Origin of the sequence: Levilactobacillus humaensis, assembly GCF_024345185.1 — a bacterium.
Taxonomy (GTDB): Bacteria; Bacillota; Bacilli; order Lactobacillales; family Lactobacillaceae; genus Levilactobacillus; species Levilactobacillus humaensis.
In genome coordinates this window covers 52,757-70,390 of sequence record NZ_BROB01000016.1, presented here as the reverse complement: position 1 = coordinate 70,390, position 17,634 = coordinate 52,757, and the positions used below count along the sequence as shown (strand labels likewise).

Genomic DNA, 17,634 nt, shown 5'->3' with positions numbered 1-17,634 from the left:
AATTGACTACTATATTTGGACATAAGAAAACCCCACAATCGTTAGATTTATCTGTCTAACAATTGTAGGGCACTTCAAGATGGGTTCCGTTAAAGTAGATCATTCAGTTCTAATTGATTCACGACTTCGGCCGCAAATTTTTGCAAAGTCGTCTTCGTTTCTGAGCTCTTTGCCGTTTTGACAAAGTGGTCCAGCGTGTCAGAGATTACCGATTCTACTGATACGACACGGTCGTTCTGCATTGTATAGAGTGCCAATCGCAAGACAAACTTGACGGCCGCCCCATTCTTGACAAAATTAGCGCCAACGCCAAGTCGAATGTTCTCTTTTAGTTCGGTAATTTTGGCCTCGATATCATTGGAGATTTGAAACTTAGGCCGCAATGCCCCGGCTGAAACCTCATCGCTCTGGTCAATCTTAACGGGCAAACCGAGGACCTTGTCCCACTCGGTCTCCCCCCACTGATCATAAGTGGCCATGATTGCCTTCGACAAGACTTCTCCTTTGGTGAAGTTAATATCACTTTGTTTTTGATAGATCGCTTTGAGCTGTTCTAACATTTCCGCAGTCTCATAAGCAATTCTAATTTGTAGTTCCACGCCGATCACCTCACCTGAACAGTACCAAACTTATCTAGTATCGTCAACAGAATGGCTAATTTATGTCTCCATCGGCATTAATATCCCGCGGTCCACTGGCTAAGATAAGGCGCTAACTAAAAAACATAGACCTATCTCAATTGATAAGCCTATGTCCTAACTATTTTCCATTAAGCCTTGCTGGACCACTCCTGAATCTCTTCAGCCGTCACGGTACTCGTGAATCGCTGACCATCCTGCCAGTTAACAGCTGGATAGTCGACCCGGAGTTGACGAATGGCCTCATCAATCGCTGATGACCCGGATGTACAGAATGGCAAAACCTTCTTGCCTGACAGGTCCACACTATCCAAAAGCGTATCGATCGGCCGTGGTGCGGTTGCCCACCACAGAGGGAAACCTAAATAAACCGTGGCTGCCTGACTTACCGTGGCACTATCGACTGGCGCGATGGCTGGCCGAACACGGCCACCGTGCATCTCATGGTAGCTCCGACTGTCATGGTCGTTCCAGTCTAAGTCGGCCGCGGTGTACGTTTGCTGTGGCTTAATTGCCATTAATTTAGCCCCAGTAGTTGCAGCAATCTTCTCTGCAACAGCTTGCGTATGACCGGTATTTGATAAATACAACACAACTGATTGTCCCATTAGTAATTCCTCCTGTTCATTTCAACCTACAACTTAGTTATACACCCTTAGAGTACCAATAGGTCAACTGATCTCTTTCGGGAAAAAAAGGACCTCGGCATGATTCACCGAAGTCCTACCAAATTCTAATCTTCCTTAGCCCAGTCCTGAATCTCATCTCGCGTCAAGCTACTTGCGAACCGACGCCCGGAATGCCACCGAATATCTGGATAGTTCTCCCGTAGCTTGGTGATGGCCTCAGCAATCGGTGTCGTCCCAGAAGTACAGAAAGGATGAACATCCTTTCCCTTCAGGTCGACATTGTCTAGCAACGTGTCAATGGTCCTCGGTGCCGCCGACCACCAAAGTGGAAATCCTAGAAAAACGGTCGTTGCCGACGCAATTTTTTCTGGATCAATTGGCTCAATGGCTGGCCGAATCTTACCCGCGTGCATCTCTTGGTAGCTCCGACTCGTCTGGTCCTCCCAATCGAGGTCGGCCGGTGTGTAGGGCACTTTAGCTTGGACACCGACGAGTTCAGAACCCGTCGCGGCCGCGATTCTTTCCGCAATGGCCTGCGTGTGCCCCGTATTTGAAAAGTACAATACAATAGATTGTCCCATTAGTAATCCCTCCGGTATGTTTTCAAACCTCTATCTTAGTTATACACCACTTAGACAGTTCTGGGGGGATCCTTTTTATAATTGTTGGAATAATTTAGAAGATTTCTAACTTGAGTACAGCTCACACGCATGCTTAAAAATCTTCTGCCCTCAGCCCCTGTTAAATAAAAAGCTCTTCAAACACTAAACTATATAACATAAACCAATACCTTGATCATGCGTCATCTGCGGAAAGATTATGTAGTCCTATTACTTGGTTAACTTTACCGGGATTTGGGCCCTCATAAAATTTCTTAGCTCTTTCGAATGCAAAAGTTACATCATCCCCGTAGAATTCTTCACGGATATAAAAGTACAGTGCAGCATTACGAATCCATCCGTCGTAAAGCTTATCACCCTCTGAGTACCCGTTATTAAGCTTAAATTCAATATACGTTTTGAGATGAAATTTTTGATTTTGCTCACCGTTATTATAAATATCAGCAAGTACCAACCAATCACGACGCTTGTTTTTTAAACCTTCTCTGATAATTTTTTTATCCTCTTGTCCCTCTTCATATTCTAAGAACATGGTTTTAGAACTGCGGGTATCGTTATCAGCTTTCTCAAGTTCTCGTAAAATACATCCATATGTTTTTCTTTCACATTCTGTCATTCTTTGCCTCCATAGCTTTTACAAACAATATCGTAATTATTTAGCATTTTTCACCTTTAAAAAGCTTTACCAATATTTTACTCGATATTTGATGAGGAAGGTCCTTTATGAAACAGATGTAAATGCGATCGCACTAATTAAAACATTTAGTAATCCGTCACTTTAACATTCTTAGTCTTAGTTTTATCGAATTGAACCTTAACATGCTTATTAGTCGTCTTAGTCAAAAAATAGAAATCTTTGTCATCCGTGACACCCGTGTACCCCGTATACATGTCATCAAAGATATGGGCAGGGGCATAATAAGTCCCTTGCAACGGAATATTACTCGTTGCCATCTTATACTCGGGATAATTTGTTTTGTATTCATCGGTTACTAACGTGTCTACTGGCTGATAACTGCGTGCAGAATAGATGAGCCGTTCTGAACCAACTTTATTACCTGAACTATCGGTGGTCACCTCAGCTCGCAAGTCACTAGCAAACGGTGCTTTATACTTAGGTTCCTTTGACTTTAGATTTTTAAGAACCGTTTGGTAATACGAGACCGTCTTTTCATTTGAATCGATGTCTTCCTTGTCTTCTTCCAGTACGGACTTGTCTAAACCGATATCATGCTTACGTCTTTCCGTGTGCGTTTTCAGAAGTTCCTTGGCATCCTTCAGACTTTTTTGGGCCTCCTGAAGCTGACTGGTTACCAATGAGTGATCGCCACTCACGAACTCATCAAAGCTAGCCTTATCCGCCTTTTTTAAATTTGAGATGATCTGTGAATCTGACTTCTTGTTGATATCTTTAAACGCCATCCCAGTCCCCTTAGGCGTATAGGCCGTCACCTTCCCATTCTTGGTGACGAATATCGTCCTAATTTTTGTAGTCTTACTTAATTCCCGATTTTGGCTATCATCGTTACTGGCAAAATACCAAATTCGTTGATTTGAGGACTGCGCATCCTTGAGAAAGGTGATTTCCTTTGAATTAACTTGGTTGGCACCTGATTTTCCACAAGCTGCCAATGATAAAATTGCTGTTCCTAACAATGCGACGCCCATTAAGCGTTTAATATAACGGTTCATAGTTAAACTCTCCCTAACATAAATTTGATTTCATGAGATAATTTGGAGGTGGTAGGCAGCTCAAACCGCCTACTATCTCCAAAATTGACATAGAAAAAGAGGCCCAATTCAAAAAGTTAAATTGGCCCTCTCCAGGTTCCCTTCATCAACATCTGTTGACCAAGAGTCATTCATTGTATCTGTTAAACTATTTAAAGATTAATGGAAAACGCGAGCGATTCCCGCAACGTCAGAGCGTTGGCCGTTCTTGATAGGTTGGACCATAATCCGTGGTGGCCAGCTTTCGATGACCTTACCCTTACCTAAGTAAATAGCAACGTGCCAAATCGTCCGAGTCCCAGGTTCGTAATAGAAGACCAAATCCCCACGCTTCTTGTGACGGTAAGCCACGTGTTGGAACTTCTTGCTAGCCCACAGGTTACGCGAATTCCATTCGTTACCGGGGTAAGCATGATGGATAGAACTGATTGGCTTGGTGTTGATACCACCGGCATACAGTGCCTGCATGACAAGGCCAGAACAGTCGGTCCCATAGTTTGGCTTCGAGGAAGACCCTACCAGATAAGGATTACCCTTATACTTGTAAGCTTGTTTGATCATGGCCTCGATATGAGCTGAGCGGCCGTTCCAAGCGTGAGCCCCTAATGGCGCCACGTAAGAATCAATGCTCTTCCAGCTGGATTTAGAAAAGCCCAGCTTGACCCAGGTCTTTTCGTCAACATTCCCCGTGGCCTTCAGATGATGCTTATGCTGGAAATTCTTGACAGCATAATATGTCGTTGAGTTGTACTTGTTGTACCCATTTGAGGTGTGTAAACGACGCATGATTTTCCAGGTCTTAATCCCTTCGTAACCACGCTTAACCGTATACCCAACCTTACCGTAAGGCTTGATCTGATTGTAATTAACTTGATAATACTTCTTGGGGTTTTGATAACCCTTCGTCTTTGCAACGTAGGCCTTGTTGGCGGAAACGTAGATGCCCTTGTTGGTCTTCAACATCGGATTATGACCTTCGACCACAACCACCTTAGAAATCTTAACGAAGTCCCCCTTGTGGAACTTCGCCGCCTTATGCTTCTTGGCGGCATCCTTGTAGTAGGTGACCGTCTTCTTAACCTTGATAATACCAGGATTAGTGGTGTAGTAACTGGCCTGCGCTTGTGCGGAGGTCGTGGTGAGTCCAACGCTAGTTAGACCCGCAATGACAAGTAATGTGGATAGCCATTGTTTCTTCATTTTGTTCTCCCCTTTGTGAATCTATTTAGTGAACCCCTAATACATAACTTAAGGTCTGAAGGCATGGTTTTCAGGTCATCGACAACGACCATAATTTCAAACGTTTATGTAAGCTGCTACCTTCATAATCCTTAAATCATTTAACGGACGGATAATCCACCAGAGTGATGGTTTTACCGTTTATTATTGTAACGCTGCATAGGATTTGAAACAATAGGGATACTCAGGAAGAACCCTATTGTTACGGCTTTTTCAGAATGAATTGTCAGTACACCGGAACCTTGCAGTGACGGTAAAGAATAGCACGCCTCCCCGTAAGATGGCGTTATCCACAGTTATTGCCTCATCCCCCTTCAATAAATGATTCCCAAACAGTTGTAATCTGCTAACAATGGGTTTACTGCCTTTTCCACACTCAGTCACCCCTAAAAAAATAAGCTAGCCTCAACCAAATTGGTTAAAGCTAGCTTACCGCGACGCCACAATAAAAAACAGACTTGTAAAATTCTGAAAATTAATTTGTGAGGGTAGCAATTAAATTTATTTAAGTAAATTAATTTTAACATGCCTGTCAAATTTCAAACAATGAGACAAAATAAAAGGACCACTACTAGCGAATCTTTCGACTAGTAATGGTCCTTCTTCAGTTCTCATTCACCAAGTTACGGTAAGAAGCTCGCTGATTTTAAGTTAAATTCGACTAAGAGTGGACTTAGTAACTGTCACTTTATCGACAATTTCCACTCAATTTAGCCATGGGAATTATTCCCATTCAATAGTCGAAGGCGGCTTACTCGTGACATCGTAAAGGATGCGGTTCACGTGATCCACTTCGTTAACGATCCGCACGGAAATCTCCTGCAGAACGTCCCATGGAATACGAGCGAAGTCCGCCGTCATCCCATCGATCGACGTTACGGCCCGGATTCCTACGGCATAGTCGTAGGTCCGGCCGTCACCCATGACACCGACACTCTTGATGTTTGGCAAGACCGTAAAGTATTGCCAGATATCACGGTCGAGGCCAGCCTTCTTGATTTCCTCACGGAGAATTAAGTCACTATCGCGAACGATTTGTAACTTTTCTGGCGTGATTTCACCAAGGACCCGAATCCCTAAACCAGGACCTGGGAATGGTTGACGCCAAACGAGGTCGCTTGGCATCCCCAATTTTTCACCCAACTCGCGAGCTTCATCTTTAAACAATGAACGTAGGGGTTCGATTAACTGGAAGTGCATGTCTTCTGGCAACCCACCGACGTTATGGTGCGACTTGATGGTTTGCGCCGTATCAGTCCCGCTTTCAATCACATCGGTATACAGGGTGCCTTGGGCCAAGAAGTCAATCCCATCGAGCTTCTGGGCTTCGTCATTGAAGACTTGGATAAACTCATTCCCGATGATCTTCCGTTTCTTTTCGGGTTCGGTAACACCAGCCAGCTTACTGAGGAAGCGGTCTTGGGCGTCCACCTTAACGATGTTCAACCCAAACTTACCTTCCAGACTCGCCATGACCTGTTCGGCTTCGCCCTTACGGAGCAAGCCGTGGTCGACGAAGATACTGGTCAGCTGCGTGCCAATGGCCTTGTGCAGGAGGACCCCAACAACGGAGGAGTCCACCCCACCGGACAATCCGAGGAGGACGCGCTTGTCGCCCACCGTTTCACGGATATGTTCGATTTGCAGGTCAATGAAGTCATCCATTGACCAGTTAGATTTTGCACCACAGACGTCAAAGGCAAAGTGCTTCAGGATATCATTCCCGAATTCCGTATTCCGAACTTCCGCGTGGAATTGAATCCCGTAGAAGTTGCGGGCAACGTCTTGCATGGCCGAGATCGGGCAATTTTCGCTCGTAGCCACTCGTTCGAACCCGTCTGGGACCTGGGTGACCAGGTCACCATGGCTCATCCACACCGTCTGTTGCTTGGGTGTGTCTTTGAACAACTTTGCATTGTCGCTGAGAACGGTGATATCCGCACGACCGTATTCACGGTTGTCGGCGGACTCCACCTTCCCACCGGTCAGGCTGTGCGCCATCAGTTGCATCCCATAACAGATCCCTAGAATTGGAATACCCAATTCGAAGATCTCCGGGTCAACATTAAAGGCACTGCTGTCGTACACACTGTTTGGTCCCCCGGAGAAGATAATCCCCTTGGGTCCCCAAGCTTTGATTTCGGCGGCGCTCATGGTGTGCGCCTTGAGTTCGGAGTACACGCCCATGTCACGAATCCGGCGTGTGATCAATTGATTATACTGACTACCAAAGTCTAGGACGATGATTTTGTCAAATTTTGACATATCAACGTTTGCCAAGCCATTCACCCTTTCTTCTTTTTAAACATTGCTTATATCATACAGATTTCTGAAACCCGGGTCAATGCAAAACTAACCCAACTAGTTAAGCCGATAACGCAAATGGACATAAGGTTGGCGGTCGAGCCGACGATAGGCACTCACCAGAAAGCCAAATTCCGCGGCCAACTGAGCATTGCGACTGCCGGGCCGCACATCCATCCCCACGACTCGCGCGCCACTCTGGCGGGCCCGTCGCAGGGCGTCGGCCATCAACCACTCGTCAAACCACCACTGTTGATAGGTCTTATTGGCCGAACGTGACCGTACTGTCAACAGGTCCAAATACCATTCATCCGGCAACGCGCGGGGTGTCACCACTAACTGTTGTGGCGACGCTACCTGCAACCGTTCAAACAACGCCGCCCACTGATTATCCAGGGTCGGTTCCACTGCGGCGGGATAACCATAGGCTACTCCGACCGCAACGCCCTGGTTCTGGTAGACACGTGCCTGAGGATAACCATAACGGAAGTTTTCCTGATGGTAGCCGACAAATAGCAACTGTGACAGCTGTTCCTTGGTCAGTCGCCTCAGCCGGCGGAGGTGCCGCCGCTCTAATTCGTGTAACACCAAGATCGCCACCGCATCGGCATCGACAATCGTTGCCGCTCGTAACATGGCGTCACCCCCTAATACTTTCGCAGGAGCAACCGGTCAATCCGATGACCCACCGTCTTATGAATAATCATATCCGCCCGATTACGCGTAGGGAGAATATACTCTTCAAGATTCTTCAAATCAATGTCATGCCAGACCTGTCGCGCCTTTGCCAAGGCCACGTCACGGTCGCCCGTCGCATAAGGGTAGTAATAGTTCGACGGGTCCTGGAAAGCTGTTTCCAATAACAGCTGGAACCGTTCCAAGAACCAGTCCTCAATCAAGTCTGAATCGGCATCGACGTAAATGGAAAAGTCAGTAAAATCGCTAACATAAATCTGTTCATTGGTCGGTAATTGCAGGGTGTTAATTCCCTCCACAATCAGGATATCCGGATGTTCGATATAGTCAAACTGATCGGGCACGATGTCGTAAACCTTGTGGGAATACACCGGCGACTTCACCAATGGCGCCCCTGACTTTACGGCATTTAAGAAGTGAATCAACCCGGCCATATCGTAACTCTCGGGGAACCCCTTGCGACTCATCAGATCCCGCTTTTTCAGTTCCTCGTTGGGATAGAGAAATCCGTCGGTCGTGATCAGTTGGATGCGCTGGTCGGTGAAGTAGTGATTGAGCAACACCTCTAACAGGCGCGCCGCGGTACTCTTCCCCACCGCCACACTCCCGGCAATTCCGATAATAAAGGGAATTCGATGAGCGGGCTGCTGCAGAAAGGTCGCCTTGTCACGTTGTAACTGCCGGTAATGTTCAACCTGCAGGCGCAACAGGTGGACCAACGGAATGTAGACATCCTGAACATCTTGTAGTGAAATCCGGTCATTAAAGGCCTTGATTTGCCGCAGACTCTCGGGCGTCAGGGGTAACGTCGCGCGGTCGGCAAAGCCTTGCCACTCCTCGCGCGAAAACGCATTGTAATTAATGGGGTCACTCATAATAACACCTCAACCTTGCTCTGAAATAATTAGTCATATTATACCGCAACTTTACCTGATTTGCCTCGTTTCGCCTACGCCGCTAACCACCTTGAAAATAACAAAAGAGTCGCACCCGTTGGCACGACTCTTCATCCTTAAATCGTTTCGTATTCATCTTCCGGAATTCCAGCCAACAATGGTGAAGGCTCTGCCACCGCAATCAGACTGAGCCGGTGCATGGCTCGCGAACAGATCGTGTAAAGCAATTGCCGTTCATCCTCGGCCGCATAGCGACTCGCCGAGGCTTGCCAAACAATAACCGCATCAAATTCGAGTCCCTTAGCCAGGAAGGATGGCACCACGATAACGCCGGGTGCCAAACGTTGGTTTTCGGACTGAATCAGCGTCACCGCCACGTCCTGAGCCTTGAGTTCCTCGCTCAATCGCCGACAGTCTTCGAGATCCTTGCCGATAATGGCCGTGGTCTCGTCCTCGGCATTGTTTCGTTGAACCTGAGCAATCACCTTGGCAATCCCATCGGCCTCGTCACGCGCCACCGTCACCGTTGGCAACTCACCCTCACGGTCAAAGGCCGTCACAGCCTCCCCGTTCTTCAGGATGTGCTTGGTGAAATCGGTCACCTGTTGGGTCGACCGATACGACTGGGTCAACTGAATGACCTTCGTCTTATCGGGATCGAACATGGTACTCAACTCCTGTAGGAGCGTCCGACTATTTTCCTTGGTGAAGATCGCTTGGTTCAAGTCTCCCAGCATCGTGAAACGTGCCCGGGGGAAACTGAACTTCAGGAAGGCCAGTTGAAAGGCATTGTAGTCTTGAATTTCATCCAAGAAGACGTAGCGCATGTTCCGCTCGCCTTCCTTACCCGTCATCTTATCGTAGAGGTACAGGTATGGCGTGGTATCGACCAGCTGCATGTGCCGTTCCTTTAACTTCTCAATGGTTTCATCCACACTGGCCTGCCAATCGGCGGCGGTGATGTGGAAGTCATTGAGGTCAATGCGGTTCGGCATGTCCCGTAGCATGTGCACGTATTGATTGTTGATACTTAGGAACCGGGCGCGCACGATGGCCTTACGAATCGGATCGAAGGCCGTCATGACCACTTTCCGAGCTAAGAATTGAAATTCCTTGTCGGCGGATTCGAACTCCCGGGGGTCATCCCCATAGAGAGCGTTCAACTGTTCACGGTCGAGGTCCTCAATGGTTTCTTCCACCCACTTGGTCCGCATCTCACTGGAAATCCGCCGATTCAGAATTCGGATCAGGGCTTCCTTGGTCGCCTTTAATCGGTTGGCCAGGTGATAGTTTCGGTTAAAGCCATAGTAAATTTCTTCAATCTTTTCCTTGTCGATGAACACCTTGTCCTTGAACTTGATGTTGCGGAAGACCATGTCGCGGCCCTCCAGGTGATCGGCGTAGTTAGTCACGGCGTCGAAGAAGGTCAGGCTTCCCTTCAACCGACTGATTCGATTCTGAACGGGGGTATTGACCTCACCGAACCGTTGGGCCAAGGTTTCGACCTCAATCTTAGGCAACCGCCGACCAGCGTACTGGTAGTAAGTCATTTGGACCATGTTGTGTTCCCCTAATTCGGGCAGCACCTGGTCAATATAGTCATTAAAGAGTTGATTGGGTGAAAAGAGCATCACCTGTCCGGCATTCAGATGTCCCCGATACCGGTACAGCAGATAAGCCACCCGTTGGAGAATCGCCGCCGTCTTCCCGGAACCCGCGGCCCCCTGAACGAAGAGGAGGTCCGAATGGGTATCCCGGATAATTCGGTTTTGTTCCTTTTGAATCGTGGTCACGATACTCTTCATCTTAGTATCGGAGTGTTCACTCAGTGCCGACAATAACATCTGGTCGGTCACCGTTTGGTCCGTATCATAAAGGGTAACGATCGTGCCATCCTCTATCTGGAATTGTCGTTTTAACTGGACGTCCACGGTCTGTTCACCATCGGGCGTCTGATAGCTAACGTTCCCTAGTTCCCCATCATAATAAATGCTGGAGATCGGGGCCCGCCAATCGTACACCAGAAAGTGATCCGGGGTATCTGAGAATGACCCCAGCCCAATATAAATGGTTTCAGGCTTAGCGGTTGGCCCTTCTTGAAAATCGATGCGGGCAAAGTAAGACTTATCCTCCAACCGTTTCAGGGTACTGAGTTCCGTCGTGGCATGTTGCCAACTGTTCTGACGTTCCGCCAGTAACTGTTGCTGTTGCCGCACGGACAGCGCCGTTTCCAATAATCCTTCATAACTGTCGGTCTTGATTCGCAAGTCATTGACGAAGTTTTTCCGGATACCGGCTTCATCACCCTCCGCGGAATCAATCCGTTTCTTGGCGGCAGTCTCAGCGACCTTAATCTTCGCGATGACTGCGTCTAAATGCTTCTGCTCTTGGGCCTTAATTGAATCTGGCAAGCCAATCCCTCCTCGAATTAACCGGACAAACTGTATGTGAAACGCTTAATAATTCGACTTACCATTCTACACGTCTTCTCCTTATAAAGAAAGGAATGTGATTGCTTTAAGTCAGTTAGTTTCCTCTATCTTTGGTATACTTGAGGGGATATTTTTCGGAGGTGAAACAATGGATCAAGTTTCTCTATTAATTATTTTAACTGCCGCTTTAGTTACCCCCTTAGTGATGGCCAAATTCAAGCTCACCGTCTTACCAACGGCCGTCGTTGAAATTCTTGTCGGTATCCTACTGGGGCCCAGCATTCTAAACGTCGTGCATGCCAATTCAACACTAAATTTACTGTCCAACACCGGGGTCATCTTCCTGATGTTTTTAAGTGGGATGGAGATTGATTTCAGTCTCTTCAACCGCCGAAAACGTCCGCAGACCCCCCTAGCAGCTAAGGTAGCCGGCAATGCGCCGAAGTACTCGCCGGTCTTCATCGCCATCAGTAGTTACGCAGCGATCGCCGTCAGTGCCCTATTGCTGGGCTTCATTTGCCGATGGACCGGATTGTTCAAGGATCCTTGGCTCGCTGCCATTATCTTCATGACCATTTCACTAGGGATCGTCATCGCGACACTCAAGGAAAAGGAACTCCTCAGCAAGCCCTTTGGTCAAACCGTGCTGTTAATCGCGGCCCTCGGGGAAATCATCCCCCTATTCGCCCTGACCATCTACGCCTCAATCTTTGGCAAGAGTGGGAAGTCTCTGTGGCTTCTCCTACTGGTCTTCCTGGCGGCTGGGGTACTTTTCCGGCGCTTCAAGCCGTTCTTTAGCTTCTTTGAGAGCATCAACAAGTCCACCACCCAACTGGATATCCGGCTGGCGTTCTTCCTGATTTTCAGCATGGTGGTCATTGCCGAGTCCGTGGGGGCTGAGGGAATTCTCGGGGCCTTCGTGGCCGGAATTGTCATGAAGCTCTTACAACCGCAAGAAGACACGCGGACTCGTTTGGATGGGATCGGCTACGGGTTCTTCATTCCGATCTTTTTCATGATGAGTGGGGCCGGCCTGAACCTACGGACGTTGCTGGCTTCACCAGCGACACTCCTATTGATTCCCGCCTTCTTCGCGGCCTATCTCTTAGCCAAGGTGGGCGTCTACTTCTGCCTACGTCTGCGTTTCAAACGGGGCAATGCCTTTGCCGGGATGGCCATCAACAGTGCTACTATCACGATGGTCCTGGCCGTCTTACAGGTGGCGAAAACCATGAAGGTCGTCACCACCCAACAGTCTGGTGCCTTCTTACTGGCTGCCATCTTGACCTGTGTCTTGGGGCCCCTGTTGTTTAACACCGGCTACACCGCTGAAGCCGAGGACCTGAAGAAGTCCACAGTGCACTTCATCGGCACCAACCTCCTCACCGTGCCCGTAGCGCAACAGTTAACTCAGGACCGCTACGACATCACGATGTACACCAACAAGGAAACAAACTTCAAGACCTACAACTCCGAGGTCAACGTCCACCTGTTGGATTCGCTGGAGACGCAATACGTCGAGGACCAAGACGTCTTCGACGCAGACATTGTGGTCTTAGGCCACCTCAATGCCACCAAGAATTATGAGTTGGCTAAATCCGCTAAATCTTACGGCGTCAACCGCGTCATTGTTCGTTTCGAAGACCGTAACGTCCTCGATGAACGGGAAGACGAACTCAAGGAACTGGGCATTGAAGTCTACAACACACCAAACGTCAACATTGCCATGCTACGAAGCCTGATCGAAGCCCCAACGACCCTGCGCCTGTTGACGTCTTCCACTTCGGCTGTCTACGAAGTTGCCCTGCGCAACCGTCGTTATACCAATCAGGCTATCCGTAGCTTGCCATTTGTCGGGAATATCACCATCAGTCAGATCTTCAGAAATGGTCATTTCGTTCGACCAACTGGGGCGACAACCTTGAAATTTAACGACCGGATCATCTTCACCAGTAGTCCCGAGACGGCTCGTGAAATTCGGCGCGAACTAGGCATTCTCAATTAGAACTGCTAAAATAAAAGTAACTAAGTTTAAAGGAGAGATGACATGGCGACAGTTGAAATCTATTTGGTCCGTCACGGCCAAACCTATCTGAACAAATACAATCGCATCCAAGGATGGTCCGACTCCCCACTCACGGAAAAAGGTATCGCGGATGCCCAAAACGCCGGTAAACGACTGGCTAAGGTCCCCTTCGCGGCAGCCTACGCTAGTGACACCACCCGAGCTAGCAACACGGCCAAGGAGATCCTGGCACGCAATGTCAGCGCCCTCGACCAGCCAACCATTATGCCAGCTTTTCGGGAAGAGAACTTCGGCTTCTTCGAAGGACTCGACACCAGCTTCACCTGGCACACGTTGGGCAGTCCGATGGGTCTCGATGACTTTAATCAAATGATTGCCAGCCTCACCATTGAGAAGACCAAAGACCTCTTCAAGGCCAACGATCCTTATGGTGATGCCGAAGACAACCAAGAATACTGGGCTCGGTTGCAACCTGGTTTGGACCATGTCGTGGCCACTGCTAGTGACGGTGACCGCGTCCTAATCGCCACGCACAGTACGACTATTCGGAGTATTGTGTCCAAGTTCTCCGACGTCGATGTCTCGGTTCCCGTGGCCAATGGGAGCATTACCAAGTTGACCGTGACCGATGGCGAGTATCGCGTCGATGACTACAACAATACTGAAGGACCGATTGCTTAGGTCTAAACTGTATTGAAATTGAGTTGAAACTGAGTTGAAACTGGCCGCCTGCGGCTGCCAGGGATTACGCCTGCTGTGGGGACGCTTCAGCCTGGAAACCAGGCTTCTCGCTCGATTTGAAGCCCCGCCAAAGACGCGGGTCTTCAAAGTCGCCCGTGGTGTAAGACCGAGAAATCCACTCGGTCTAACGCCACCTCCACGGCCGGCTCCATCCCTGGCCTCCTCCGGCTAAAGTTGATCACTCAGTATCATTTAGTTAAATCTTTCAGAATAACTGAAATAGCCTCATTCCATTTGATTGGAATGAGGCTATTTTTATGGGGTTCTAATAATTAACACAATATTGCGTACTTTCACTTGTTATATCGCCGTTCCAAGAAGTCCCGCAGTGGTAACGTAAAGTCTCCGGTCATGACCAGGCTGCCGAAGTCCGCTGTCACCATCTGCTTATCCTGGTGTAAAGCGAGCTTGACGGCCCACTTCGGGTCAAACAGGAGCTGTTGCCCTACCGCAACCAAGTCGGCCTCCTGGAGGACATTAGCGACGTCCTGCCGGGTGCGGACCCCGCCGACACCGACCAATGGGATTTGACCATTTAAAGCCTCATACATGTAGGCCATCATTGATTTATCCTGATAGTCGGTTCCTCTAGCGACCCGGTCATAATTGCCGAGGGAGACGTGAATGTAATCCAATGGGAACTCCTGCAATTGTGTCAGGAGATATAGCGTGTCATCGAACCGGATTCCCGGTGTTTCGAATTCTTCCGGAGAGAGGCGATAACCGACGAGGAAGGGCCGGTCCGCCGTCTCCTTAACTGCCGCAAAGGTACTCTCAATCACGCGGCGAACGAAGGCTGCGCGTTGCGTCCGATCGCCACCCCATTTGTCAGTCCGCCGGTTGGAATGTGGTGAGAAGAACTGCTGGAGCAGATAGGTATTGGCCCCATGAAGCTCAACCCCATCGAAACCGGCCACGATGGCCCGCTTCGTCGCCTCACCAAAGTCACGAATGATACTTTCGATTTCAGCATCCGTCAGTTCTCGTGGCGTCTCCGCCTCTGGCCGTTCGGCAGCCACCGCGCTGGCCGAGACGGGTTGTTCCCCGGATAAGGTTGCTCGAGAAGTCATCCGGCCGGCATGGAAGATCTGCAAGATGGCCTTGGCTCCTTGACCCTGGATGGCACTGGCCAAGTCATGAAGTTGAGGGATCATGTCATCGCTGGCCACGCTCAACTCACCGGGCCAGCCCTTGCCACCTGCCTGAACGTTAGCTGCCCCGGTGATCACGGCACCTAGTCCCTGCGACCGTTCCTGGTAATAGGCGATTTCATCCCGCGTAACCTGGCCATCAAAGAAGCTCTGACGGGTCGTCATCGGCGACATCATCAGTCGGTTCTTCAACGTCACACCCGATCGTAAAGGTAACTTTTCCGAATACTCTGTCATGCGAAGTCCTCCTTAATTTTTTGAAGTTCTTGATCCCATTGTACCGAAACCAGCGCGACAGTAAAAACATTCGGTTCACAAAAAAGCACCAAGAGTCGGTGACAGTCGTCACCACTCTTGGTGTTCTTGGCATTTATAATGCTGAAACGTGTGCTAGCAGGCAATAGACTCCGCTTAAACCTGGTAAGCAACTAATGCTCAACGACTAGCCGCCTGCTAGCACACGCTATCTTTAATCGTGAATCAACGACGCCTCATGTGCCCGTTGGGTGTACATGTCGATCTCGTCATCGGCCGCACGGACCCAGTGACGTGGTGCGATTTCAACCAAGTGACGTTCTTTGCCGTCATTTTCTTGGCCCCCATCGTAGGCAATCTCTTGGCGTGCCCGTTCGAACTCGGGGTCCGGTACGGGAACAGCTGACAAGAGACTCTTGGTGTAATCATGCAGAGGGTGGGCATAGATTTCGTCGGAATCGGCGATCTCTAACATCCGGCCATAGTGCATAACCCCAATGCGATCGGAGATGTACTTCACCATGGACAAGTCATGGGCGATGAACAGGTACGTTAAGCCCTGTTCACGTTGGAGCTTCTTCATCAGGTTAACCACTTGGGCCTGAATCGACACATCCAAAGCGGAGATCGGTTCATCGGCAATGACAAACTTTGGTCTCACGGCCAAGGCCCGGGCAATCCCGATCCGTTGACGTTGCCCACCAGAAAATTCGTGCGGGTAACGACTGGAGTGGTCCTTGTTCAATCCAACGGTTTCCAACAAGTCCTCGACCTGCTTGGTCCGGTCATCATCGTCTTTGGCAAGATGATTAATATCAATGCCTTCGGCGACAATGTCCTTGACCTTCATCCGTGGATTCAGAGACGCATAGGGATCTTGGAAAATCATCTGCATCTCTTGGCGGAAGTCGCGTTTCTCCTGCTTACTGGTAAAGGAATCAACGTTCTTCCCGTCAAATAAAATCTCACCGGACGTGGGTTCGTACAGGTGAATGATCGCGCGTCCAGTCGTGGTCTTACCAGAACCGGATTCTCCAACAAGTCCAAAGGTCTCGCCCTTGTAGATGTCGAAGGAAATGTCATCAACCGCGTGAACTTCGTCGGACTTACCCACGTTGAAGTACTGCTTGAGGTGCTTGACCTCGAGGATTTTTTCGGCATTTTCGTAGTCCATTATTGCTGTTCCTCCTCTTCTTCAACTGGCCCGGTCGTTTGCTTTGCTTGAGCCAAGGCCTGTTGCATCTTCGCGTACTTCTCCTGCCGTTCCACAATCTGAGCGGGTGGCGTCACTTTAGGGGCATCCGGATGGAGCAGCCAAGTTGCGGCATAGTGGGTATCAGAAACCTTGAAGAATGGTGGTTCCTGTTCCGTATCGATCTTCAACGCATACGCGTTACGAGCCGCAAAGGCATCCCCAGTTGGTGGATCCAACAGATCGGGTGGCGTTCCTGGAATGGAAGGCAACTCATCACCACTGGAGTCCAACGTTGGCATCGAGCTCAGTAAGCCCCACGTGTATGGGTGCTTTGGGTTGTAGAAGATTTCATCAACGGTCCCGTATTCCACGATTTTACCCGCGTACATGACGGCGACCCGGTCAGCCATCCCCGCCACAACCCCAAGGTCATGGGTGATGAAGATGATTGACGTCGAAATCTTGTCTTGTAATTCCTTCATCAAGTTCAGAATCTGAGCCTGAATCGTCACGTCCAAAGCGGTCGTGGGTTCATCGGCAATCAGAATTTCTGGATAGTTGATTAAAGCAATCGCAATCACAATCCGTTGCCGCATCCCACCAGAGAATTGGTGAGGATAATCGTTGATTCGGCTTTCGGCATCGGTGATCCCAACCAGCTTCATCATTTCCAGAGCTTGCGCCCAGGCCTTATCCTTTTTCATCCCCTTGTGAACCATGAGGGGTTCGGCGATCTGCCGGCCAATCTTCATCGTTGGGTCAAGTGAGGTCATCGGGTCTTGGAAGATTTCGGCAATATCTTGCCCCCGAATCCCTTCCATTTCCTTCTCACTCTTCTTGAGTAAGTCTTGATCCTTGTACATAATGCTACCGCTGGCAATGTCGGCGTTGCTGGCGTTCAAGCCCATGATCGTCCGTGTGGTAACGGACTTACCGGAACCGGATTCCCCCACGATAGCGAGAGTTTCCCCTTTCCGTAAATCAAAGCTCACGTTACGAATAGCCTTAACGTCACCGGCATAGGTCTTAAAGTTCACTTGTAAGTTACGAACCTCTAAAATGTTGTTTTCGTTATCCATGA

The 17,634-nt window shown here is 49.1% G+C and carries 15 protein-coding genes; 2 read left to right on the top strand and 13 right to left on the bottom strand.

The window, feature by feature from the left end; translation table 11 throughout:
• Window positions 1–89 precede the first annotated feature (89 nt).
• From OCU14_RS06565 to helD, 10 genes are all read right to left on the bottom strand, one after another.
• Window positions 90–599 (bottom strand): hypothetical protein, encoded by a 510-nt coding sequence (locus OCU14_RS06565; RefSeq protein WP_261810326.1) that lies wholly within the window; start codon window positions 597–599, stop codon window positions 90–92.
• Between the two features lie 170 nt (window positions 600–769).
• Entirely contained in the window at window positions 770–1,246 is a 477-nt protein-coding gene (locus OCU14_RS06560) for a flavodoxin (protein WP_261810325.1), read from the bottom strand.
• A 125-nt stretch (window positions 1,247–1,371) separates the two neighbouring features.
• Window positions 1,372–1,848, bottom strand: a complete 477-nt coding sequence (locus OCU14_RS06555; protein ID WP_261810324.1) for a flavodoxin — start codon at window positions 1,846–1,848, stop codon at window positions 1,372–1,374.
• Window positions 1,849–2,062: 214 nt separating this feature from the next.
• Entirely contained in the window at window positions 2,063–2,503 is a 441-nt protein-coding gene (locus OCU14_RS06550; RefSeq protein WP_261810323.1) for a hypothetical protein, read from the bottom strand.
• 146 nt (window positions 2,504–2,649) lie between these two features.
• Window positions 2,650–3,579, bottom strand: coding sequence for a hypothetical protein (locus OCU14_RS06545; RefSeq protein WP_261810322.1), 930 nt, complete (start codon window positions 3,577–3,579; stop codon window positions 2,650–2,652).
• A 198-nt stretch (window positions 3,580–3,777) separates the two neighbouring features.
• Window positions 3,778–4,818, bottom strand: coding sequence for an NlpC/P60 family protein (locus OCU14_RS06540; protein WP_261810321.1), 1,041 nt, complete (start codon window positions 4,816–4,818; stop codon window positions 3,778–3,780).
• 762 nt (window positions 4,819–5,580) lie between these two features.
• Window positions 5,581–7,122, bottom strand: a complete 1,542-nt coding sequence (gene guaA / locus OCU14_RS06535) for a glutamine-hydrolyzing GMP synthase (RefSeq protein ID WP_261810330.1) — start codon at window positions 7,120–7,122, stop codon at window positions 5,581–5,583.
• A 96-nt stretch (window positions 7,123–7,218) separates the two neighbouring features.
• Window positions 7,219–7,797 carry a hypothetical protein gene (locus OCU14_RS06530; protein ID WP_261810320.1) on the bottom strand — a complete coding sequence of 193 codons (579 nt, stop codon included), beginning with the start codon at window positions 7,795–7,797 and terminating at the stop codon, window positions 7,219–7,221.
• Window positions 7,798–7,808: 11 nt separating this feature from the next.
• The gene (coaA, locus tag OCU14_RS06525) at window positions 7,809–8,732 is read right to left on the bottom strand and encodes a type I pantothenate kinase (RefSeq protein WP_261810319.1); all 924 of its coding nucleotides are present in this window, start codon (window positions 8,730–8,732) and stop codon (window positions 7,809–7,811) included.
• Between the two features lie 137 nt (window positions 8,733–8,869).
• Window positions 8,870–11,164, bottom strand: a complete 2,295-nt coding sequence (gene helD, locus OCU14_RS06520; protein ID WP_261810318.1) for an RNA polymerase recycling motor HelD — start codon at window positions 11,162–11,164, stop codon at window positions 8,870–8,872.
• Between the two features lie 169 nt (window positions 11,165–11,333).
• Between helD and OCU14_RS06515 the strand changes: the two genes are divergently transcribed.
• Both OCU14_RS06515 and OCU14_RS06510 read left to right on the top strand, forming a co-directional pair.
• A complete protein-coding gene (locus OCU14_RS06515; RefSeq protein WP_261810317.1) occupies window positions 11,334–13,190 on the top strand; it encodes a cation:proton antiporter family protein in 1,857 nt (618 codons plus the stop codon).
• A gap of 42 nt (window positions 13,191–13,232) precedes the next feature.
• On the top strand, window positions 13,233–13,892 hold the full coding sequence (locus tag OCU14_RS06510) for a histidine phosphatase family protein (protein WP_261810316.1): 660 nt from the start codon (window positions 13,233–13,235) through the stop codon (window positions 13,890–13,892).
• A 353-nt stretch (window positions 13,893–14,245) separates the two neighbouring features.
• Here OCU14_RS06510 and OCU14_RS06505 read toward each other — a convergent pair whose 3' ends face one another.
• The 3 genes from OCU14_RS06505 to OCU14_RS06495 all read right to left on the bottom strand — a co-directional run bounded on the left by OCU14_RS06505 (window position 14,246) and on the right by OCU14_RS06495 (window position 17,632).
• A complete protein-coding gene (locus OCU14_RS06505) occupies window positions 14,246–15,340 on the bottom strand; it encodes an NADH-dependent flavin oxidoreductase (RefSeq protein WP_261810315.1) in 1,095 nt (364 codons plus the stop codon).
• Window positions 15,341–15,572: 232 nt separating this feature from the next.
• Window positions 15,573–16,532 carry an ABC transporter ATP-binding protein gene (locus OCU14_RS06500; protein ID WP_261810314.1) on the bottom strand — a complete coding sequence of 320 codons (960 nt, stop codon included), beginning with the start codon at window positions 16,530–16,532 and terminating at the stop codon, window positions 15,573–15,575.
• Window positions 16,532–17,632, bottom strand: a complete 1,101-nt coding sequence (locus tag OCU14_RS06495; protein ID WP_261810313.1) for an ABC transporter ATP-binding protein — start codon at window positions 17,630–17,632, stop codon at window positions 16,532–16,534. Before OCU14_RS06495 ends, OCU14_RS06500 begins: the two co-directional genes overlap by 1 nt.
• Window positions 17,633–17,634 lie beyond the last annotated feature (2 nt).

Coding starts and splice junctions, on each gene's coding strand:
- OCU14_RS06560 (WP_261810325.1), bottom strand. CDS start 1,246: ATGGGACAATCAGTTGTGTTGTATTTATCAAATACCGGTCATACGCAA.
- OCU14_RS06555 (WP_261810324.1), bottom strand. CDS start 1,848: ATGGGACAATCTATTGTATTGTACTTTTCAAATACGGGGCACACGCAG.
- OCU14_RS06550 (WP_261810323.1), bottom strand. CDS start 2,503: ATGACAGAATGTGAAAGAAAAACATATGGATGTATTTTACGAGAACTT.
- OCU14_RS06545 (WP_261810322.1), bottom strand. CDS start 3,579: ATGAACCGTTATATTAAACGCTTAATGGGCGTCGCATTGTTAGGAACA.
- OCU14_RS06540 (WP_261810321.1), bottom strand. CDS start 4,818: ATGAAGAAACAATGGCTATCCACATTACTTGTCATTGCGGGTCTAACT.
- guaA (WP_261810330.1), bottom strand. CDS start 7,122: ATGTCAAAATTTGACAAAATCATCGTCCTAGACTTTGGTAGTCAGTAT.
- OCU14_RS06530 (WP_261810320.1), bottom strand. CDS start 7,797: ATGTTACGAGCGGCAACGATTGTCGATGCCGATGCGGTGGCGATCTTG.
- coaA (WP_261810319.1), bottom strand. CDS start 8,732: ATGAGTGACCCCATTAATTACAATGCGTTTTCGCGCGAGGAGTGGCAA.
- OCU14_RS06515 (WP_261810317.1), top strand. CDS start 11,334: ATGGATCAAGTTTCTCTATTAATTATTTTAACTGCCGCTTTAGTTACC.
- OCU14_RS06510 (WP_261810316.1), top strand. CDS start 13,233: ATGGCGACAGTTGAAATCTATTTGGTCCGTCACGGCCAAACCTATCTG.
- OCU14_RS06505 (WP_261810315.1), bottom strand. CDS start 15,340: ATGACAGAGTATTCGGAAAAGTTACCTTTACGATCGGGTGTGACGTTG.
- OCU14_RS06500 (WP_261810314.1), bottom strand. CDS start 16,532: ATGGACTACGAAAATGCCGAAAAAATCCTCGAGGTCAAGCACCTCAAG.
- OCU14_RS06495 (WP_261810313.1), bottom strand. CDS start 17,632: ATGGATAACGAAAACAACATTTTAGAGGTTCGTAACTTACAAGTGAAC.